The 21,945-nt window shown below is 50.1% G+C and carries 18 protein-coding genes; 2 read left to right on the plus strand and 16 right to left on the minus strand.

Going from position 1 to position 21,945, the window contains the following annotated elements:
• Window position 1 precedes the first annotated feature (1 nt).
• The 11 genes from hgdA to FN001_RS00270 form a co-directional block, all read right to left on the minus strand.
• The gene (gene hgdA / locus FN001_RS00220) at window positions 2-1,444 is read right to left on the minus strand and encodes a (R)-2-hydroxyglutaryl-CoA dehydratase subunit alpha (protein WP_118322398.1); all 1,443 of its coding nucleotides are present in this window, start codon (window positions 1,442-1,444) and stop codon (window positions 2-4) included.
• A 146-nt stretch (window positions 1,445-1,590) separates the two neighbouring features.
• A complete protein-coding gene (gene hgdC, locus FN001_RS00225; RefSeq protein WP_142410446.1) occupies window positions 1,591-2,382 on the minus strand; it encodes a (R)-2-hydroxyglutaryl-CoA dehydratase activase HgdC in 792 nt (263 codons plus the stop codon).
• 124 nt (window positions 2,383-2,506) lie between these two features.
• Complete coding sequence (locus tag FN001_RS00230) at window positions 2,507-4,276, minus strand: acyl-CoA carboxylase subunit beta (protein WP_142410447.1); 1,770 nt, start codon at window positions 4,274-4,276, stop codon at window positions 2,507-2,509.
• 96 nt (window positions 4,277-4,372) lie between these two features.
• The gene (gctB, locus tag FN001_RS00235; RefSeq protein WP_118322396.1) at window positions 4,373-5,182 is read right to left on the minus strand and encodes a glutaconate CoA-transferase subunit B; all 810 of its coding nucleotides are present in this window, start codon (window positions 5,180-5,182) and stop codon (window positions 4,373-4,375) included.
• Window positions 5,183-5,203: 21 nt separating this feature from the next.
• Entirely contained in the window at window positions 5,204-6,304 is a 1,101-nt protein-coding gene (locus FN001_RS00240; protein ID WP_405578914.1) for a CoA transferase subunit A, read from the minus strand.
• A 145-nt stretch (window positions 6,305-6,449) separates the two neighbouring features.
• Entirely contained in the window at window positions 6,450-7,592 is a 1,143-nt protein-coding gene (locus FN001_RS00245) for a sodium ion-translocating decarboxylase subunit beta (RefSeq protein WP_182426595.1), read from the minus strand.
• A 16-nt stretch (window positions 7,593-7,608) separates the two neighbouring features.
• The gene (locus FN001_RS00250; protein ID WP_142410448.1) at window positions 7,609-8,052 is read right to left on the minus strand and encodes an acyl-CoA carboxylase biotin carboxyl carrier protein subunit; all 444 of its coding nucleotides are present in this window, start codon (window positions 8,050-8,052) and stop codon (window positions 7,609-7,611) included.
• Between the two features lie 82 nt (window positions 8,053-8,134).
• Window positions 8,135-8,416 carry an OadG family protein gene (locus tag FN001_RS00255; RefSeq protein WP_118322395.1) on the minus strand — a complete coding sequence of 94 codons (282 nt, stop codon included), beginning with the start codon at window positions 8,414-8,416 and terminating at the stop codon, window positions 8,135-8,137.
• A 472-nt stretch (window positions 8,417-8,888) separates the two neighbouring features.
• The gene (locus tag FN001_RS00260; protein WP_118603583.1) at window positions 8,889-9,689 is read right to left on the minus strand and encodes a gluconate 5-dehydrogenase; all 801 of its coding nucleotides are present in this window, start codon (window positions 9,687-9,689) and stop codon (window positions 8,889-8,891) included.
• A gap of 77 nt (window positions 9,690-9,766) precedes the next feature.
• Window positions 9,767-10,609, minus strand: a complete 843-nt coding sequence (kduI, locus tag FN001_RS00265; protein ID WP_118650541.1) for a 5-dehydro-4-deoxy-D-glucuronate isomerase — start codon at window positions 10,607-10,609, stop codon at window positions 9,767-9,769.
• A 130-nt stretch (window positions 10,610-10,739) separates the two neighbouring features.
• Window positions 10,740-11,939: an MFS transporter gene (locus FN001_RS00270; protein ID WP_142410449.1), complete on the minus strand. Its 1,200-nt coding sequence runs from the start codon at window positions 11,937-11,939 to the stop codon at window positions 10,740-10,742.
• A 370-nt stretch (window positions 11,940-12,309) separates the two neighbouring features.
• Between FN001_RS00270 and FN001_RS00275 the strand changes: the two genes are divergently transcribed.
• Entirely contained in the window at window positions 12,310-13,245 is a 936-nt protein-coding gene (locus FN001_RS00275) for a ketopantoate reductase family protein (RefSeq protein ID WP_118529650.1), read from the plus strand.
• Window positions 13,246-13,495: 250 nt separating this feature from the next.
• On the plus strand, window positions 13,496-16,231 hold the full coding sequence (locus FN001_RS00280) for a heavy metal translocating P-type ATPase (protein WP_243121903.1): 2,736 nt from the start codon (window positions 13,496-13,498) through the stop codon (window positions 16,229-16,231).
• A 189-nt stretch (window positions 16,232-16,420) separates the two neighbouring features.
• Here the strand turns inward: FN001_RS00280 and FN001_RS00285 are convergent, their stop codons facing one another.
• From FN001_RS00285 to FN001_RS00305, 5 genes are all read right to left on the minus strand, one after another.
• Window positions 16,421-16,687 carry a coiled-coil domain-containing protein gene (locus tag FN001_RS00285; RefSeq protein WP_243022216.1) on the minus strand — a complete coding sequence of 89 codons (267 nt, stop codon included), beginning with the start codon at window positions 16,685-16,687 and terminating at the stop codon, window positions 16,421-16,423.
• A gap of 199 nt (window positions 16,688-16,886) precedes the next feature.
• Entirely contained in the window at window positions 16,887-17,894 is a 1,008-nt protein-coding gene (locus FN001_RS00290; protein ID WP_142410450.1) for an ABC transporter permease subunit, read from the minus strand.
• A 19-nt stretch (window positions 17,895-17,913) separates the two neighbouring features.
• Window positions 17,914-19,446 carry a sugar ABC transporter ATP-binding protein gene (locus FN001_RS00295; protein ID WP_142410451.1) on the minus strand — a complete coding sequence of 511 codons (1,533 nt, stop codon included), beginning with the start codon at window positions 19,444-19,446 and terminating at the stop codon, window positions 17,914-17,916.
• Between the two features lie 109 nt (window positions 19,447-19,555).
• Window positions 19,556-20,674, minus strand: a complete 1,119-nt coding sequence (locus FN001_RS00300; protein ID WP_142410452.1) for a galactose ABC transporter substrate-binding protein — start codon at window positions 20,672-20,674, stop codon at window positions 19,556-19,558.
• A 247-nt stretch (window positions 20,675-20,921) separates the two neighbouring features.
• Entirely contained in the window at window positions 20,922-21,935 is a 1,014-nt protein-coding gene (locus FN001_RS00305; RefSeq protein WP_185911796.1) for a galactose ABC transporter substrate-binding protein, read from the minus strand.
• Between the last annotated feature and the right edge of the window lie 10 nt (window positions 21,936-21,945).

The raw sequence follows: 21,945 nt of genomic DNA on the forward strand, positions 1-21,945 counted from the left end.
TCTATTTAGCCTCCTTTGCCTGGATGTTTGCTTCCATAGCCTCAACAAGACCCTGTACTCTAGTCTCGTACTGAGCGGCATTGAAGTTACGCGGGTCAGCCTGGTCACCATCGAATCCTGCGCACGGGATGCCAAGATCCTTAGTGAAGCGACGCTGCATCTCAGCCATGTAACCAGACCACGGCTTACAGCTTCTGTTGTAGTGAACGAGAACGCCATCTACCTTGTTGTCGCGGCAGATGCCTTCACGCCATGCAACACCCTGCTCGATACATACAGAGTTCGGTGCTTTATAGTAAGCACGAGCCATCTCATCCAGACCATTGTATACGAAACCGAATGCCGGTGCATATACAACTGCTGTTACGTTCACGCCGTTAGCCTTTAACGGTTTGAACAGAGCCGGAAGCTTCGGCCAGCACGGAATACCCTCGAACATTACACGGTATTTCTCCGGGAACGGAGTTGTTGTCTCACCCTTAGCGATCGTCTCGTCAAGGTCTTTCGCTAACTGCTCGAATGCCTCAGCAGCCTCAACTCTTGCACGTGCAGTTACGACGTCAGCCATATGGTTGAACAGGTCGAAACCACTGTACGGAGCCGGTTTGTACTGTAAGTAATCACAGACTTTTAACCATGCTTTTGCTGTACGGTTTGCGTTCTCACATGCATGCTCGAACTTCTTCTCGTCGAACTTCTTGCCTGTAAGCTCCTCTAACTGCTTGATTGCCTTGTCGAACTGTCCACGAACATAGCGAACATTCTGATCAGCAACATCAACAGAGTTGTTGTACGGAATATCGATCATGATAAGCGGAATGTTGCACATACGAGCGATGTTCTCATACCACTTTGTCATACAGTTACAGATGTTGTTGCAGCAGAGAACAAAATCCGGCTGCGGGATCTGCATCTGACGGATCGGGGAGATTGCTGCGATGCGGCGCTCTTTATCCGGTCCATCCGGAAGTTTTTCAAGCTCAAGAAGGTTTACAACCTCAAGATACGGAGTCTGAGTCTTCGGATCTTTCTTCGGCTTGCCAGTTGCCTCGTCGATCACTACGTTACCGTCAGCATCCTTTAACGGCTTACCTGTGCTCGGATCGATGATGTATTCACCTGTCTCCGGGTCAAACTTACGAGCAACACGGACACCAGCTGCATATGCAAGGCTGATACGTGCATAACCGCAGATATCGTTATCGTAACCCATATCCTCAGCTGCCTGGCACATAAGCTCACCGTAACGGTTTGCTGCGATACCAGCTGCCTGGTTCTCCGGGTACATAACGTTTAAATCAAATGCTGCTGCGAGCTCGCACGGGAATTTGGAAGAAGACCATCCAACTAACTCGCCTCTCTTTTTGGCCTCACGCGCGTCTTTATGAACGTCGTCTACGACTTTACGCAGCGCAAGAACACCAGGGCTAACCTGCTTTGCCATAATAAATATCCTCCATTTCTTATCAATCATGACCGACCGCGGCTGCGGGACAATCCCGCAGCTGTTTTTCAGCCATAAAATTGCATAACCTAATTCTGTTTCACCGATCCATGCAGATTTGCATGGACGATAAACATCAAACTGTCTTATGCGCGGCGGCTTGCTGCCTGATATGCATATAAGGCTGCACCAAGCGCACCGTTATACTGTGTCAGAGGAGATCTGTGGATCTCACATCCAAGCTCATTCTGAAGAGCTTTGACAACACCGTCGTTCTGTGCGACACCGCCAGTCATGACGAGTGCCGGAACCACTCCGATCCGGTGTGCGAGTCCAGTGACACGGTGAGCCACGGAGCGGTGGATACCTGCGATAATATCGCATTTGTCGGTTCCCATCGACAGCTGGCTGATAACCTCGCTCTCCGCAAATACGGTACATGTGGAGCTGATCTCGACTCTCTTTTTGGAGAGGGAATCAAGATGACCAAGATCCTGGACCTTTACTTCAAGAACGCCTGCCATTACGTCGAGGAATCTTCCGGTTCCTGCAGCGCACTTGTCGTTCATCTGGAAGTTGGTCATTGCACCGTTGTCAATATGAAGGACCTTAACGTCCTGACCGCCGATATCAATGACGGTATGAACGTCAGGGAACAGGAAGTAAGCTCCCCTTGCGTGGCAGGATAACTCACTCATCTGTTTGTCTGCAAAATTCATTAAGGAATTACGACCATAACCTGTTGCCAGGGTAAAAGCCACATCCTCTTTTTTCATGCCTGCGTTTTCCAACACTGCGTCGATCGCACGCTGGGGGCCGCTGGTACCTGCACCTACATCGATCAGGGATTTCGCTACGATCTCCTGGCCATCCTTCATCATGATGCATTTGGAAGCCGTGGATCCTACGTCGATTCCCAGGGTGTAAATTGCACTCATAATAACCTCCGGGTATACTGAAAATGTAAAATGAAACTGGCTTTGTTATACCAGTATATCCAGGCCAGAGAAAGTACTCCCCCGGCCTGGATACGTATCATTTTACTCTATCCTTCAGTCAGAATCAAGCTTTTTTAAATGTGTTCCACTCACGGATCGCACGCGGTGTTACCATCTGATGGAACGGGCAGATAGACTCCGGATTCTGGTAAGCAGACTCTGTGAATGCCTGAATGTACGGACGGATCTCTGTAAGATCAACGATCTCGTCAGCCATACCCTTGATTGTGCAGTATTTCGGACGGGACTTGTCGTGGTACATCTGGATCATGTCGTTCATCTTGTCGATGATCGGCTGGAGATCCTCACCGGCCTTCTTAGCCTTAACAAGTTTTCTGGAGTACATAGCGTTTGCTGCTGTCTCACCCGGCATTACATAGTACTCAGAAGCGCCTGTTGCAAGGGAGAATACGTTTGTATCGTTGCCCTGCGGTCCGCCAAGTACGTAGTGAGCAGCTGCGGATGCCTTACGAAGTGTAACCTCTAAGGACGGAAGCTTGGAGTTCTGGATGGAGTAGATCAGAGACTGACCAAGACCAAGAAGCTCAGCCTTCTCAGCGTCATCACCTACATCGATACCAGTTGTATCCTGTAACCAGATCAGCGGGATTCTGTCACGAGCGCAAAGTGTTACGAACTCGTTCATCTTGATCAGGCCCTGACGATATAACTTTCCGCCGATACCAACAGAGTTCTGTTTGTACTCCGGATAGTTCATAAGGAGACCCTGAACGTTTGCTACAACACCAACGAGAAGTCCGTTTACTTTAGCAAGACCTGTTACAACCTCCGGGCCGTAACCGTTCTTGTACTCAGCGAACTCACTGCCGTCGAAGAGACGGCCGATTACATCGTAGATATCGTACGGACGTTTCTGGTTCATCGGGATGATGCTGTAAAGGTCCTCTGCCGGAAGAGCCGGTGCCTTCGGATCATCAACACGGAAGAACTCGAGGTTGTATGACGGAAGGTAGCTAACGTACTTCTTGATGCCCTCGATTACGCCGTAATCGTTCTCATATACTTCACGGAAGAAACCAGTCTCGTCATAGTGAACCGGAACGGAACCCGGAGCCGGAACGTGCTTCTTGCCGTTTTCGATCTGTGCTGCGATGATCTGCTCAGCAGACTCTTCGTCAATATATCCCTTCGGGTTCATACCGGAAAGAATACCAGCGCCGCCTACTGCCATGTTTGCCTGGCTGTGTGCGATAAGGATTGTCGGGGAAATGCTGTGGTATCCGCCGCCTGCCGGGTTGGTTCCGTAGATACCTACGATAACCGGAACACCAAGCTGGTTTAACTCAGCGTTACGGAAGAACGGTGTACCGCCGCCGCGTCTGTTCGGGTAAACCTTATCCTGGTTCGGGAACTCAACGCCGGAGCAGTTTAACAGATATACGAGCGGAAGGTGGAGCATCTTAGCTGCATCGGAAGCACGCAGAAGGTTGTCTGCCTGTCCCGGTACCCATGCGCCGGCCATCTTCTTGTTATCGGAAGCGATGATGTAAACCCATTTTCCGTTTACACGGCCAAGTCCGTTAAGAATGTTTGTTGTACCGAACTTGTTGCCTTCCGGGTTGTAAAGGCTGTTTAACGGGCACCATGTTCCCTCATCAATGAGAGCGTTGATACGCTGCATTGCGGAGAGCTGTCCGCGCTCGTTTAACTTCTCTTCTGTTGTGATACCAGCTGCAAGAGCTTTCTCGATGGACTCATGGATGTCAGCCTCAACGGCTTTGATCTCTTTTGCGTTCTCGTCATTAACGTTTACCAGCTCTTTACCAACAGTAGGCATTCCCTGGAAATATTTCGGCATGGAAAAGTAACCCATGTTCTTCCTCCTTATATATACGCGATTGCTGCGGTCAGCGGTTTTTGCCAGTCACTGACCGCGGCATGATTATCATCTATAAAATGATCGTTTCGATTATTTTGTTTCCTTCGGAACTTTGATGAAAGCCTGACCTGGGTCGATCTCTTCACGAATAACGCGAATGATCTCCGGATCCGGGCCTTCCATAAGCTGTGCTCTGGAGGTATCGATCTCGAAACCTGTGTTCTCCTGAACCATTTCCGGAGAGGAGAATGGATAGTAGTAAGCAAGGTACATTCTCTTGGTCTCTTCGTCGAACTTCATGATACCAAGATCTGTAACTACCATCTGCGGTCCGCGGTTGCCCGGAAGACCTGCTCTCTCACGTCCGCCAGGGCCGTCCATCCAGCCGCAGCTTGTGATGTAGTCAACATGCTCCATGAATCTTCTCTTCTGGTGCTGCATCATAATGATGGTGTTGCAGAATGTAGCGATACCGTTAGCTCCGCCGGAACCTGTGAAACGGGTTGTCGGCTGAACGTAGTCACCCTTACCGAAGATACATGTGGAGTTAACGTTACCATACGGGTCGATCTGAGCACCGCCGATGAAAGCGATCATACGGTCAGCGTCATGAAGCCACTCGTTAGCCTCGAAACCTACGAAGCGAACGTTCGGCCACTGTACTGCACAGTGAGCCATGAAACGGTTATCACCTACGGAACGCGGTACCTCTACCGGTGAGCAGTCCATAAGTCCGCTCTCTACGATCGGATGGCAGCTCGGGCAAACCACACGCTTCGCAAGAGAAGCACCGATTAACGGAAGACCGGTACCAACGATAACGATCTGATTTTCTTTAATATTTTTTGCGATGGCATAAGCCTGCATTTCCTGCTTTGTATACTTTGTATAATCAGCCATTTTTGAATTTCCCTCCCTCAATTAGTGTCTGGTAGAATAGCCAAGATGCGGCTCATTCTTAAGGTTCATGAGGCGAGCGCCGCCAAGGACATTAAGAAGATCATCCTGATCCTTGCAGCCGTATACGTATTTCTGGAGGTAATCCTTGAAGGTCTCCGGAATCTTTGTGCCGTTAGCAGCATCCTCTGCAGCCTGTTTTGCAACCTCTGCAGCCTTTGCAAGCTTCTCGTCTTCCGGTTTAGCAGCAGCAGCCTTCTCAGCCTTTGCAGCAGCCTTTGCGAGCTGTGCCTTTGCATCTTCAGCGTCAAGGTACTTGGAAGCCTTATCGTACTCCTTAAGTCCCTTATCATCATCATCATAGTAGCCATAGCACTGTGCCGGCCATGCGCCGTACGGAGTACGAACGACAGCGTCTACGCACTCGCCGAAGATTCTTGTCTTTGTAGGATCACGGCGGATGTATTCATCACTTACGATCTCCTCGCATGTAACGATCGTACGCTTTGCAGCGATTGCGATATCAACATCGTGGAACTCATCACCATCGATAATGCAGGTTCCATCCGGAGATGCCTGCTGTACATGGATGATCGCGCAGTCAAGCTTCGGAACCGGAACAGCAAGAAGCTTCTCGCCCGGCTCAAACGGGTTCTCGATATCTACGCACTTTAAGTTGTCAACGCCTTCCATTGTTTTTCTCTTCTCTTCGCTGATGCCCCAGAATTTAACAAGGCCGGAACCCTGCATCATTCTTACCGGGAGATACGGAAGACCAAGAGAAGCTGCGTGAAGCTGTAACATAAGAACGTCCTGAGAGTAGTCCTCGTATGTAAGCTCACCTTTCTCGATTGCAGCACGGAAACGACGTGCAACGTTTGTATAACCAGAGTTTGCTGTGTAGCAGTTGATGTAAGCTCTTACACGACCCTCACCGATTAAGGAGTCCCAGTCTCCGCCTGCCGGGCCGGACCAGCCTACAAAACCAGTTTTACCCTGACGAAGGATCTCGTAAACAGCAGCATACGGTTTACGGTTTGTTGTAAATCCGCCGAGGCAGAGTACATCGTTATCATGTACGTACTTCTCTACGGCGTCGTGTAATGACATAACTTTATTAGCCACAATAAAGCCTCCTTTATTTATATTTGCAGTTAAAAGGCCTGCCTGTTCTCCTCAGACAGGCCTGAACTGCTTTTTAGTTCCTGTAAAAATATACCATGTTATGAAACGGATTTCAACTTCGATTCCATTTCTGGAATGGATTTTATCAAGATTTGAACATCAGCATGAAGTAACCGGCTGCTACTGCAGAACCGATAACACCAGCTACGTTCGGGCCCATAGCGTGCATCAGAAGGAAGTTGGTCGGGTTCTCTTTCGCACCAACTGTCTGAGAAACACGGGCTGCCATCGGAACTGCGGATACACCTGCGGAACCGATTAACGGGTTGATCTTACCGCCTGTGATCGCGCAGAGAACTTTACCAAGCAGGATACCACCGACTGTCGCGAAAGCGAAAGCAAGAAGACCCATAGCGATGATGGCAAGTGTCTGGACACGAAGGAAGATCTCACCATTTGCTGTAGCACCTACGGTTGTACCGAGCATGATCGTAACCATGTTGCAGAGTGCGTTCTGTGCAGTATCGGAAAGTCTTCCGGTAACGCCGGACTCACGGAACAGGTTACCGAGCATCAGCATACCAAGAAGCGGTGCTACGGACGGAAGAAGCAGGGAGCAGAACAGAACAACGAATACCGGGAAAACGACTTTCTCGACTTTGCTGACTTTTCTTAACTGCTTCATAACGATCTGACGCTCTTTCTTTGTTGTAAGGAGCTTCATGATCGGCGGCTGGATCAGCGGGATCAGAGCCATGTAGGAATACGCGGCTACAGCGATCGGAGCCACAAGATCCGGAGCCAGGTTATTTGCGATATAGATTGCGGTCGGGCCATCAGCACCACCGATGATACCGATCGCTGCACACTCACCCGGTGTGAAAAGTCCTGTTGCATTTGCAAGTGTAAATGCAACATAGATACCGAACTGAGCGGCTGCACCGAGAAGAAGGCTGACCGGATTCGCGATCAACGGACCGAAGTCTGTCATCGCACCGACTGCCATGAAGATCAGGCACGGGAATAAGCTGGACTTAACGCCCATGTACATAATTCTTAACACACCGGACTGATACCAGTGATCTGCCTCATTCATAAGACCTGCAAGCGGAAGGTTCGCAAGGAACATACCGAATGCGATCGGGAGCAGAAGGAGCGGCTCGAACTGCTTCTTGATTGCAAGATATAATAAAACGAAGGATACAAGGAGCATAACGCCCTGCTGCCAGGTGATTGCGGCGAAACCTGACTGAGCGAGGAGCTCCGAGAAAACTGAAAGTATATTCACGTGTGGCACCTCCCGCTTAGTTTAAGGTAACCAGAACTGCACCTGTCTCAACGGAATCGCCTGTGCTTACATTGATAGCTGCAACAGTTCCTGCTGCCGGAGCAACGATCTCTGTTTCCATCTTCATAGCTTCCATAACGATTACGCACTGACCGTAGCTTACTGCGTCACCGACTTTAACCTTGATGTCAAGGATCTTACCTGGCATCGGAGCTTCTACTGTCTGTCCACCTGCGGACGGAGCTGCTGCCGGTGCTGGAGCCGGAGCCGGTGCTGCTGCCGGAGCTGCCTTCGGTGCCGGTGCTGCTGCCGGAGCCGGAGCTGCCTTCGGTGCCGGTGCTGCTGCGAGGATCGGTGCCGGTGCGCTTACCTGCGCGCCTCTGTCAAGCGGTCTGTACTCGTCTACTCTCTCGATCTCAACTTCATACTTTTTTCCGTTTAATGTTGCAACGTATTTCATTTCTTTTAATACATCCTTTCCTTTTTTTGCGTGCAGCTGATTCATATTCGCATAGCTGCTTTTGCTTTTACATTTGGGTCTTTTACAGTTCCTTGATACTTACTACACGGAACTCTTCCCCGGACAATCTTGCTTCCTCACTGACTGCCGCGAGAAGCACTGCATAGGATTCCTCATCGATAGCCGGAGCCGGTGCTGCAACTGCCGCAGCTGCCTTTGGCGCACTCTCCTTAAATAATGTACCGATGACCTTAGAGATAATGATAACCGCGATTGCGAGCACTGCAAGTGCTGAGAATACGACTAACAATCCAACGAGTGAAATGACAATCGAATCCGCAACGGTCATACCGCCTGTCCACATATACTTACCGCACCTCCTTCGTTTCGTTTCATTTAAGAAACTTTTGTTGGTTAGTTATTCCGTATTGTGAAATGCATTCCACATTTTTCTCGGCGCATAAGGGTACTTGACAAATCAGCACCCATAATCACCTTGTTTCTATGCAGTTTTCACAATATCGTAATTTGAGTATATCAGCTTTCTGCGCAAATGTCAACAAAGCCGATTGAAAAAAATTTATCAAATATACTAATTCAACGTGATATAAAGACAAGTACAGCTTATGTCCTTATATTGACAAACCTACTCTGTTAGTACTGTTTTCCAATCCTGACCGTTCCGTTTTCACTACTGTCCCGTCCACATTCCTGCGCCGGAGTGCTTTGCTTGCGACAGTCTTCAGCTTCGTGCGAGTTCGCAAAAACCGCCCGTCAACTCCTGCATGATATGCATGAATCGACGGGCGGTCACAGTCTCAGATATGGTTCCCGATTTACGGCTGTTTTCCAATATAAGCAAGGATTCCGCCGTCGACGTAGAGGATATGTCCGTTCACGAAATCAGATGCCTCAGATGCGAGGAATACCGCCGGTCCCTTTAAGTCCTCGACAGTCCCCCATCTCGCTGCCGGTGTCTTCGCGATGATGAACTGGTCAAACGGGTGACGGGAGCCGTCCGCCTGGCGCTCTCTTAACGGCGCCGTCTGGGATGTCGCGATATAACCAGGTCCGATGCCGTTGCACTGGATGTTGTATTCTCCGTACTCGGAGGCGATGTTCTTTGTGAGCATCTTTAATCCGCCCTTTGCAGCCGCATATGCGGATACAGTCTCTCTTCCGAGTTCGGACATCATGGAGCAGATGTTGATGATCTTGCCGGATCTCTTTTTCATCATCGACGGAAGAACCGCCTTCGCCATGATAAACGGTGCATTCAGGTCGACATCAACGACCTTGCGGAACTCTTCCGCACTCATCTCATGCATCGGGATCCTCCGGATCATTCCCGCATTGTTTACAAGAATGTCCACAGTGCCGATCTTCTCCTCGATGTCAGCGATCATCTTCTTTACCGCTTCCTCGTCCGTGACGTCGCAGACATATCCGTGGGCATCGATGCCTTTTTCTTTGTATGCGGCAAGTCCGCGCTTTAAGGACTCCTCATTGCTGCAGTTAAACACTACGGTCGCTCCCGCTTCCGCATAGCTCTCCGCGATCGCGAAACCGATCCCGTGTGCCCCGCCCGTTACCAGAGCGATCTTTCCTTCCAGGGAAAACATGCTTTTCTTATCCATTTTGTCTGTTTCCTTTCTCTCTATAATAATAAGGTATCGATCATCCTGCCGTCATCCGTTCTTTCGTTCAGGATATCTTATTTTAAATCTGTCGGAGTGATCGTGTCCATATCGTCAAACTCCTGGTTCTCTCCGCCCATCGCCCAGATGAAGGTGTAGTTGGAGGTTCCGGCTCCGCAGTGGATGCTCCATGACGGGCTGATCACCGCCTCCTCATTCTTCATGACGATGTGTCTCGTCTCCGTCGGCTCACCCATGAAATGCATGACCACCTGGTTCTCCGGAACTTCAAAATACATATAGATCTCCATGCGGCGCTCATGTGTGTGGCACGGCATGCTGTTCCAGACACTGCCCGGTTCCAGGGCCGTCATTCCCATGGACAGCTGGCATGTTTTTAAAACGTCCGGATGGATAAACTGGTTGATGACTCTCTTATTGGACGTGTTGGAGTCACCGAGCGGACGTTTCGCAGCATCCTTTAAGGTGATGAGTCTCGTCTCGTAAGATGTGTGGGCCGGCGCACTCACCATATAGAATTTTGCCGGAGCATTTTCATTGTCGCTGGCAAAGATCACTTCTTTCGTACCTTTTGTGATGTAAAGGCAGTCTTTATAATCAAGATGGTACTCCACCCCATCGGCCGTGATCGAGCCGGAACCGCCGATGTTGAAGATCCCGATCTCACGGCGCTCAAGGAAGTAATGAGTCCCGAAGTTTTTCCAGCAATCGATCCCTTTTTCGATGGAAACATGTTCTTTCACCGGCATGCAGCCCAATGTCACCATGCGGTCTACATGGGAGTAGACAGATACCACCTCGTCCGGGCGGTAGAGATCCTGGATCAGGAACTCATTTCTCAGTTCTTCTGTCGTGTAGCGTTTTACATCTCTCTGATTTGCGGAATAGCGAATATCCATATGTTCTATACCCCTTTTTATATGATATTGTGGTCAGAAGTCCGCTCCTATCTCCGCAGACAGACCTGCAGAAAGCATCGGAACTCCTGACCCTGACAGCATTCTATGCAGAACGACAAATTTTGTCATCCTATCTGACTTTTTTCGCGGCGTATCGGAGTGCTCCGACGCCAAAAAGCGCCAGAAGGAAAGCGTCCAGCACCAGGAACATGATCGCCGCCTGGAAGCCCAGCTTGTCCGCAAGGACTCCGATCACCTGCGGGGTCAGGATCCCGCCTAGGGAACCGATCCCCGTAAACACCGACATTCCAAGCGGGGAATTTCCCATGAGATCGCCGGTAAAGGCCGTCGTTGTCGGGAATGCGCCCGCCATGCCAAGACCGAGAAGAACCAGGGCTGCCACTGCCATTGCCGTATTGCCTGCGAATACAAGGATCAGCACCGAGGCAAACTGAAGAACGGAGATCACAGCCAGGATCTTTGCCGGCGGCACATTCTTCGAGATCGAAGCGATCACGATCCTGCCGATCATGATCATGATCCAGGTTACAGACACCATAACGGTCGCGAGACTTGCGGACATAAATCCGGTGCTCTTTAAATAGGTAACAAACCACCCGTTTACGGAGTTTTCAAGCCCCATATAGAAGAACAGTGCGCCGACTGCCAGGAGAAATCCTGTATTTTTTAAGAACCAGAACTTGTCCTTCTGTCCTGATGCCGGACCATCCTCCTCTCCTGCCGGTTTCTTTTCTTCCTTTTCGATCTTGCGGTAATCCATCGTCACATAAGAAACAACGATGAGAACCGTGAGGACTGCAAGAAGCTGTAAGATCGTCTTCCAGTTCATCCCCGCACCCATAAGAATCATGGTGACAAACGGGGACAGGAACGCGCCCACCGCATACCACATGTGGAGCAGGTTTAAATATTTGTTAGAGCTCCCCGTCACCTGACGGATCGCGTGGTTATTGATGATCGTGATCATTCCCTTTGTAATACCGATGAGAAAGATCATCACATAGAGAACCGGGACCGGAAGTCCGAATGTAAATAAAAGCAGGCAGACCGGATACGGGATCGCGAGGACCACGACAGCCATCTTCTGGGACATCATCCCGCAAAATACCGGGTAGACCAGGCTGGAACATAAGTTTCCGATCGCCAGGAACGACAGCAGACCGCCCGCCGCCGTAAAGCTCAGGTTTCTCTCTTCGATCAGGTTTGGCAGGATGACTCCGAAGATCAGGATGACCATTCCGCTGATAAAATAAGCCAGATAACAGTGATCGATCACCGACCGCCTGTCTTCTCTCGTGATTTCCATCATATGTGTTCTCCCCCACAAAGCTTCTGAAAGGCGCCGCAGTGACCGGATCCTCTCCGCTTTATTGTTAATTTTTCTCCATACTTTCCATCATATCACCTTTTTTCCGTCAAGACAAGGAGGATTTCCCCTGATATTCCATCTTGTGGAATTTTTATACTATTATTTTGTAAGAATTTTCCACTCCGAAAATTCCGCAGGATACTTTTCGCTGTGGATTTTCTGGTCTGAAAATCCGTAATTCGTTGACACTCTCCCCGACTTACTATACAATAAGAGGAAACAGTGTCTGCCGCCTGCCATTTCCGGCAGTTTCCGGCAGTTTCTCCCGTCTCTGCGGAGAGGGGGCAAAATAAGGAGGATAAAAGGTATTATGAAGGACATAAAGAAGGTGACGTTGATCGGTCTCGGCGCGATGGGGGTATTTTTTGCGCCGCGTATTTCAGAAAAACTCGGGGCTGATTTCCGGATCCTCGCGGATGGTGCGAGAAAAGAGCGCCTGGAGCGAAAAGGTGTGACCGTCAACACGATCAATTATCGCTTTCCGATCATCACCCCGGATGTAGAGGGAGATCCGGCAGATCTCGTCATCATCGCGGTAAAAGGATATGATCTGGAGCAGGCGATCAAAGATATCAGAAATCAGGTCGGAAAGGACACGATCATCCTCTCCGTATTAAACGGCGTCGAGAGTGAAAAGCAGGTTGCAGCTGTCTATGGAGAAGAACATGTCCTGTATTCCTACATGCGAATCAGCATTGTCATGAAGGACGGAAAGACAGAGTTCGATCCTCACAAGGGTTCGATCCACTTCGGGGATCTGAAGAATGATCCGGAACACTATTCCGAGAATGTTCTCGCAGTAAAGAATCTGTTCGATCTCTGTGGAATCGACTATAAGGTCGATGCAGACATGTTAAAAGGCATCTGGTTCAAATTCATGTGCAATGTCGCCGAAAATATGACCTGTGCGATGTTCGGCGTTCCGTTCGGCGCTTTCCAGAAGAGCGATGACGCCAATTATTTCCGTCACAAAGCCATGTGGGAAGTGATCCATGTTGCCAATAAACTTGGAATCGACATTGGTCAGAACGAGATCGACCGCCAGGAGCACACGATCGGACGTCTTCCATATGAAAATAAGCCGTCCACACTCCAGGATCTGGAAACCGGAAAGCATACGGAAGTCGATATGTTTGCCGGTACCGTTGTACGTCTCGGAAAAGAACTCGGCGTTGAGACTCCGGTCTGCGAGTGTTTCCTTCATGGGATCCATCTGATCGAGGACCGGATGTTCGGAGTTATCTAAGTCTCATACTTCTGCATGTTTAAAGCTGTCCGCTGTTTGTTTCTGCGGACAGCCTTTCTTTTTGTTTTTCTCTTTTCTGCTTCTTTTTCATCCTGTTTTCCCGGCAAAACCTTATTTTATTAGTTCTTTGGGCAATACTGAAAACAACCTTGCATTTCCCAACGGGCTGTATTATATTAAACATATGAACGATGGTTCATATGTTTATGTATAAATAGATTGCAAATATAATTCTTAGGAGGTCGACTCTATGGATGAATTAGAAAGAACCAAGCAGGAACCGGATGAGCATGAAGCTGAAGAATGCTGCTGCGGACACCATCATCACCACGATGAGGACCACTGCTGTGGACACGAACACGGCGAGCATCATGACGCGCATCACGGCGAGCACCATGAGCATGAACACTGCAGCTGCGGACACCACCATCACCACGATGGCGAGGACCACTGCTGCGATGATGACAATGATGACGATTGCTGCGGACATGAGCACGGCGAGCATCATAACGAGCACCATGAACATGAACAGTGCAGCTGCGGACACCACCATCACCACGATGGCGACGACCACTGCTGCGATGATGACGATGATGACGATCACTGTGGACATGAGCACGGCGAGCATCACGAAGGTCACGAGGAACACCACCACGCTTCCACTCCGAAATCTGAGTGCATCGTCTACGTGATGAAAAACATCGACTGTGCAAACTGCTCCGCAAAGATCGAGAAAAAGATCCAGGAACTCCCGGAAGTCGATGACTGTATCCTGACGTTTGCGACAAGGCAGCTCCGTGTCTACTCTTCCGAGGGCACCAAACTTCTCCCGAAAATGCAGGCGATCGCCGATCAGATCGAACCCGGAACCATTATCGAGGTCCGCCCGAAGAATCCAAAGGCTGTCTGCACAGTCTATGTGATGAAAAACATCGACTGCGCGAACTGCTCCGCAAAGATCGAGAAAAAGATCCAGGAACTCCCGGAAGTCGACGATTGTATCCTGACGTTCGCGACAAGACAGCTCCGTGTCTACTCTTCCGAGGGGACAAAGCTTCTCCCGAAGATGCAGGAGATCGCTGATCAGATCGAGCCTGGGACTGTCATCGAGATCCGTGAGGAAGGAAAGCCGTCCTCCGACACCCACGACGACAAACACGACCACGATATTCCGGAGCTGCTCGCCGGAGCTGCTTTATTTATCATCGGTGAGCTTCTCTCCCATTCGATGCCGTCGGTATCGATCGGCTGTTTTGTGATCGCTTATCTGATCCTCGGACGTGAAGTCCTCCTCACCGCACTCAAGAATATGAAGTCCGGCCATGTCATGGACGAAAACTTCTTGATGAGTGTTGCAACGATCGGTGCGTTCGCGATCGGTGAATTTGGCGAGGCGGTCGGCGTTATGCTCTTCTACCGCGTCGGTGAAGCGTTCGAGCACCGCGCAGTCGAGAAGAGCCGCAGCCAGATCATGGAAGCCGTCGATCTCCGCCCGGAGACTGTTCTTCTTGACGAGAACGGCGCTGTCCGGGAGATCCCGGCCGGTTCTGCCGCCGTTGGAAATATCGTGCAGATCCGCCCCGGCGACCGCATCCCGCTCGACGGAGTCGTTATCGAGGGCGAGAGCCGCATCGATACCTCCCCGATCACCGGAGAGCCGGTTCCGGTATCCGTAACAGTCGGAAGCACCCTGACCTCCGGCTGCGTCAACACCTCCGGTCTCTTAAAGATGCGCGTGGAAAAAGAGCTCTCCGAGTCCATGGTCACAAGGATCCTGGATTCTGTAGAGAACGCTGCAGCCAGCAAGCCACAGGCAGAACGCTTTATCACAAAATTTGCACGGGTATACACCCCGTTCGTCGTTGCTCTCGCAGCAGCGACCGCGATCATTCCGTCCCTGATCACCGGAAACTGGTCCCACTGGATCTACACAGCGCTTACCTTCCTGGTAATCAGCTGTCCATGTGCCCTCGTTTTAAGCGTACCGCTCGCATTCTTCTCCGGGATCGGCGCCGGATCCAGAAAAGGGATCCTCTTTAAAGGCGGGATCGCCCTGGAAACACTGAAAAATGTAAAGACCGTCGTCATGGATAAGACAGGAACCATCACAAAGGGCAATTTCATTGTCCAGGACATTGTTCCTTCCGCAAATTACACAGCAGCCGAAGTCCTTCAGGCTGCAGCTGCATGTGAGACCGCTTCCACCCACCCGATCGGCACAAGCATCCTTCTCGCAGCAAAAGAGCAGGATCTGAGCCTCGAAAACCCGGCACAGCTTGAAGAGATTTCCGGAAAGGGCATTCATGCCAGACTTTCCTGCGGAGATGTCCTCTGCGGAAACAGAAAGCTCCTGACCGAGTTCAACGTGGACTGCGGTACTTACGATGAAAACGGAGCCGTCACCACCGTTTATGTAGCGATCAATGGTACTTTCGCCGGAACGATCCAGATCTCCGACACGATCAAGCCGGAGGCAAAGGATGCGATCAGGACATTAAAATCCATGGGGATCCGCTCCGCAATGCTCACCGGTGACGGGGAAGCCGCTGCCGAAGCTGTTGCGGATGCTGTCGGGATCGACCATGTTTATGCAAAGCTTCTCCCTGCCGACAAACTGGAAATCCTGCAGAAACTCCGCGCCGAGAGCGGCAGCGCGATGTTCGTCGGCGATGGGATCAATGACGCACCGGTTCTCGCAGGCGCTGACGTCGGAGCTGCGATGGGCAGTGGTGCGGATGCCGCGATCGAGGCTGCTGATGTCGTATTTATGACTTCCAGCATGGACGCGATCCCGACCGCGATCAGGATCGCAAAGAGCACCGGCGCGATCTCCAACCAGAACGTTGTGTTCGCACTCGCAGTAAAGGCACTCGTCATGGTACTGGGACTCATGGGAATCGCCTCCATGTGGCTCGCCGTGTTCGCCGATACAGGAGTGGCGATCCTCTGCGTATTGAATTCCATTCGGATCCTGTACAAAAAATAAAGCAGGAAATTCCATCTGGATTTCCCCCTAATCATTAAAAAGCTCTGAAGAACCTTTTCACATTGTTCTTCAGAGCTTTTTCTTATGCCCGATCATATTTTCACATCTTCGTCTGGTTTCAGGCAGATATCTTTCACGGTCCGGACTTTTTCACGCAGTCTCCGCTTCTTCGCCCGGATCTGCACTCTTCTATTTCAGCATTCCCATCACCACGACTGCCACAAACAACACGCACATGCACCCGATAAAGATATCGATCGTCCGGACCGACACGTTGATCTTATCGTACATGCGCTCCTTGATGGATCTGTTTTTCAGCCTCTCATTCTCCTCCTGAAGCCGTTTATTTTCTTCAGCGAGTTCTTCCAGGCTCTTTTCCTTCAAGGTCTCCACAGCCTCTTTGGCGGCCTCAGCCACAGTCTCAGCCTCCCCCATCTTCTCCATCTCTTCTTCCATCCTCTCACCTCCAGCTTTTTCCGGATTCACACAACAGCAACAAGTGAAAACACACTTTGCGAGTTTCCCCTTGTTATCGCGACAGTCGCCAAAGTCCACGCTTGCGCGGACCTTGGCTCGTTGTTCGCGTAAACAAAGAACGGGCTTCGGAACTCATCCGCCGCCCGTTCTCTCAAACTGCCTGACAACAGTTTCTTTATTACTTCTTTGCAATGTACTTTCTGATATCGAGTGCGATCGCAACTACGATAACGATACCCTGTGCAATGTACTGGTAGTTTGTATCTACTCCTAAGTACTGTAAGCAGGTCTTTAAGATCTCGAATACAAGGACACCGATGAGAACACCGGAGATACGTCCGATACCACCGTTTACGGATACACCGCCGATGGTGCAGGCTGCGATGGCCTCAAGCTCCCAGCCGTAACCCATGTTGACGGAGGAACCACCGGATTTTGCTCCTACAAGGAAGCCGCCCAGTGCGTAAAGAGCTGCTGCTGTCATGTAAATGATGATCTTTGTCTTCTTTGTGTTTACACCGGAAACCTCCGCAGACTGCTCGTTGCCGCCGATCGCATACATGTATTTTCCATGAGGAGTCATGTTATAGATGAACCACATAACAAGACCAACCGCAAGGGCGATCAGGAACAGGAACGGGATCACACCAAAGAGTTTTCCTTTTGCTACTGCTGTGTATGCACTATGATATCCACCGATTGGAGTCGCGTTTGTGTAAACAAGGCAGACACCGTAAACGATAAGCTGCATACCAAGTGTTCCGATGAAAGCCGGAACCTGTAAGTAGGAAACAACGATACCGTTGATGAAACCAAAGATACAGCAAATGGCTACGCAGATCAAAAGAACCGCGAGAACCCATAATCCCCAGGAATTTCCGAAATCCGGAAGGTTCGGGAAGAACTTACCACTGTAATCCGGTTTCTGAAGCAGGGTACCTGCGAGGCAGGCGGAAAGACCAACCATACGTCCTGCAGAAAGGTCTGTACCTTTTGTGATTAAGCATCCGGAAACACCACAGGCGATGATGAATCGCGGAGCTACGTTTAATGCGATGTTGATTAAGTTGCCGCCTGAAAAGAATGTAGGCTGCTTGATCGCAGTAAATACTGCAAGTAATAAAAGAACGACGATGATTCCATTATTGATAAGGAAATCTTTTGCACTTACTTTTTTCGCTGTCATGACTGAACCTCCCTGTAATCTACTTGTTTTCTTCGCCGCTTAAGGTGAACTTTGTGGCGAAGGACATGATCTTCTCCTGCGTTGCGTCTTCTCCTTCCACCTCACCGGTAATGTGACCGTTGCACATTACGATGATACGGTTGGACATACCGATCAGCTCCGGCATTTCCGACGAGATCATAATGATGGATTTACCCTGTTTTACGAGATCGATCATGATCTGGTAGATCTCATACTTGGCTCCGACGTCGATACCACGGGTCGGCTCATCCATGATCAGGATATCAGGATTGTTTGCAAGCCATCTTGCGATAATTACCTTCTGCTGGTTACCACCGGAGAGAGACTGGATCAAAGTCTTTCCGCTCGGTGTCTTGATCTTTAACTTCGCAATGCTGTCTCTTACGACTGCATCGACTTCTTTCTTATTGATCTTGCCCATGTGGGTGTAGTTCTTATAGGAAGCGATCGCCGTGTTGTCATCGATACTTAAGCATCCGAAGATACCGTTTCCCCGGCGATCCTCGGTGATCATTCCGACGGAACTGTTGATCGCATCCTGCGGCCGATTGATGTGCGCCGGTTTTCCGAGAATCTCAACGGTACCACTCTCAACGTGGCGCATTCCGAAGATTGCTTCCATGAGTTCCGTTCTCTGTGCGCCGACAAGTCCGCCGAAGCCTAAGATCTCTCCTCTCTTCAGCTCGAAAGAGCAATCCTTGAAGGAGTTCGGAAGAATACTTGTCAAATGGCTGACTTTTAATACCGTCTCATCCGTCCGGTAATCATCCTTCGGCGGATATACGTTATTTAATTCACGTCCAACCATCTGTTTTACGATCTCCTCGTCGGAGATATCATCGATCGCCCAGGTTCCAACATATGTACCATCACGCATGATCGTGATATCGTCGGAGATCTGGCGGATCTCAGCCATCTTGTGGCTGATATATATCATAGAAACACCTCTGGATTTCAGATCTCTGATGATCCGGAATAATGCTTCTACCTCGTTATCAGTCAGGGAGGACGTCGGCTCATCCAGAATTACAAGGTTTGCACTCTGGCTGACCGCTTTCGCGATCTCTACTGACTGCATCTGTCCGATTGATAAGGTGCCGAGTTTTGCTTTCGGGTCAAAATCCATCTTGACATCCCGGAGCCATTTCTCAGCTTCACTGTTCATCTTCGCATGATCCACCACCTTGATCGGTCCGAAGTTTTTCATCGGATACCTTCCAAGATACATGTTCTCAGCGATCGAGCGTTCAGGAATCGGCTGAAGCTCCTGATGAACCATGGCAAGTCCTTTTTTCAGCGCATCATCCGGGTTTGCGATCTCCGTCTTGACGCCGTCGATATAGACCTCGCCTTCATCCATTTTATAGATTCCGAAAAGACATTTCATCAGTGTCGATTTTCCGGCACCGTTCTCTCCCATCAGTGCGTGGACCGTTCCGGGGCGAACCCGTAAGTTAACTCCGTCAAGCGCTTTTACGCCCGGGAAAGTTTTTTTGACTCCTCTCATTTCGAGTCTGTACTGTTCTGCCATCCCAAAACTCCTTTCAGTTACACTCCCCCGCATTTCCGGGTGGCATATTTTAATCAACGAACCGGATGTGTTAGACAACACACCCGGTTCTCATTTGTTACAGTATCAATTACTTTAACATATCAAGGATTTCCTGAGCGTTATCCTTTGTAACCTTCTCGTAGTTAACCATGTTGACTGCGTCAACTTTCTCACCGCTTAAGAACTTAACAGCGATATCGCTTGCTGCCTGAGCCTGTGCGAAGTGGTTGTTGAATACAGTACCTGTCTGCTTGCCGTCGATTACGTTCTGAACAGCCTCTGTCAGAGCGTCAACGCCTACAAGGTAGATATCCTCGTTAACTTTACGTCCTGCTGCTTCGATTGCCTGTAATGCACCAAGTGCCATTGCATCGTTGTTGCAGAAGATTACTTCGATCTTGTCGCCGTACTGGTTTAAAGCATCCTGAGCGATCTGCTGAGCTTTTGCCTGATCCCAGTCACCACGCTGCTTTAAGAGTTCCTCAACTTCTACGCCTGCATCTGTAAGAGCTTTTACAGAGAACTCTGTTCTGTACTGAGCATCTACGTTCTCCGGGTCGCCCTGGATCATGATGTAGGAAACTTTGCCGTCGCCGTTGATATCGCCCTTGTTTGCAGTCTCAAGGATCTCTTCGCCCTGGTATGTACCGGACTGTCTTGCGTCACATCCTACGTATGTAGCGTTAAGACCTTCAGATTCCCATCTCTCTTCTTCTGCTACGTCCGGCTCACGGTTGATGTAAACAACCGGGATACCAGCTTCTTTACACATATCTGTGATCTCCGGTGCGGAAGAAGCCTGTACAAGGTTTAAGATCAGAACGTCATATTTCTGTGTGATGAAGTTCTGGATCTGGTTTGTCTGCTCTGCCTGATCGCCCTTACCATCCTGAACGACTACGTTCTCAGCCTTGAATCCAAGATCCTCTGTTAAGTAGCGAACTAACTCTGTTCTGTAAAGAGTCATGAAGTTATCATCGAACTTGTAGATGCTGATGCCGACTTTCTTGTCTGCTACATCTACAGTTCCAGCTGCCTCAGCTGCAGTTGTTGCTGCTTCGGATGCTGCCTCAGAAGCTGCTGCGGTTGTAGCTGCCTCGGTAGCCGCTGCTGTTGTTGCTGTTGTGGAAGAGCTTCCGCATCCTGCTAAAGACAGGGCCATCATGGAAGCCAGTGCCATTGCTGTTACTTTCTTTGTCATTCTCATGTTTTTGAATCCTCCCATTCAAAAAATAATTTTGACCGTTTAGGCATTTTCCCTTAACGACAAGTTAATTATAGCTTGTCTTTGTGCATTTTTCCATACTTTTTTTTATGATAAATTATTGAAATTCTTTGATTTATGTAAAAAAACCACAATTTTTTGTCATATCACGGCAGAAAAACGCTTAATTGGCACTACCAGTCCCGGATCCAGGGCTGCTTTTCCATCAACTTTTACAAATGGATCCGGATCAGTTTGCGACCATATGCTGCGGGCACCAGAAGTATTTTTCCTGTGTGACCTCTTTTCCCATCGCCAGTTCCTCCGCCGTGTCAAAGATCCGCTTCGCATAAGCCTCCCTGTCCGATTCCACCGTTCCGAAAAGTTTTCCCTCGCGGAATGTCTCCTGACCGGCCGGAGTCCCGTCGATCCCGACGAGTTTGATCGTCCCGGCCATGATCCCCGCCCGCTCGATCGCATCGATCGCCCCGAGCGCCATATCATCGTTGTTGCAGATCACAAGTTCGATCTCATCCCCGTAATCGGAAAGCCATTCTTCCATGAGTGCAGACGCCTGGTTTCTCTCCCAGTTCGCGATCCCGCTCGTGATCCTCCGGATCGGGACACCGCCGTCCTTTAAGGTCTGGACCGACCACTCCGTCCGGATCAGGGAATCCTGGTGGTTCGTCTCCCCCTCAAGAAGGACGTATGAGACGACCCCGTCCCCATTCCGGTCAAGGGATGCCGGATTCTTCCGGTAGGCATCAACGAGGATCTGCCCCTCAAGGACCGCCGACTCTTTCGCATCCGCCCCAACATAATAGAGTTTTTCCCAGCGGTTCATATCCTCCGACACAGGTTCCCGGTTGAAGAACACGATCGGGATATCCGCCTCCATCGCTTTGTCGATGACACCGGAAGCTGCCGAGCGGTCAACCATGTTCACACAGAGTACATCACAGTTTAAGCCGATCATCCGCTCCGCCTGGCTGTTCTGAGTCATCTGGTTTCTCTTCGCATCCCGGACATCCAGGGTTACCCGGATCCCCGTCTCCTGTTCATACTCCTTTGCATCCTGCTCCATGGAACTCCGGAGTGTCCCGATAAACGTATCATCCCCGCGGTACAGGAGAACCCCGATCCGGAGAGAAGTCTTTTTTTCTTCCTGCGCACCGTTTTCCAAAGCGGCCCGCCACACGGTGATCCCAAGCAGTGCTGCCGCCGCAAGCGCGACCGTCATGACCGGAAATCTGTTCTTTTTCATTCTGGCATCC

Origin of the sequence: Clostridium sp. Marseille-P7770, from assembly GCF_902143525.1 — a bacterium.
Classification (GTDB): domain Bacteria; phylum Bacillota; class Clostridia; order Lachnospirales; family Lachnospiraceae; genus Pilosibacter.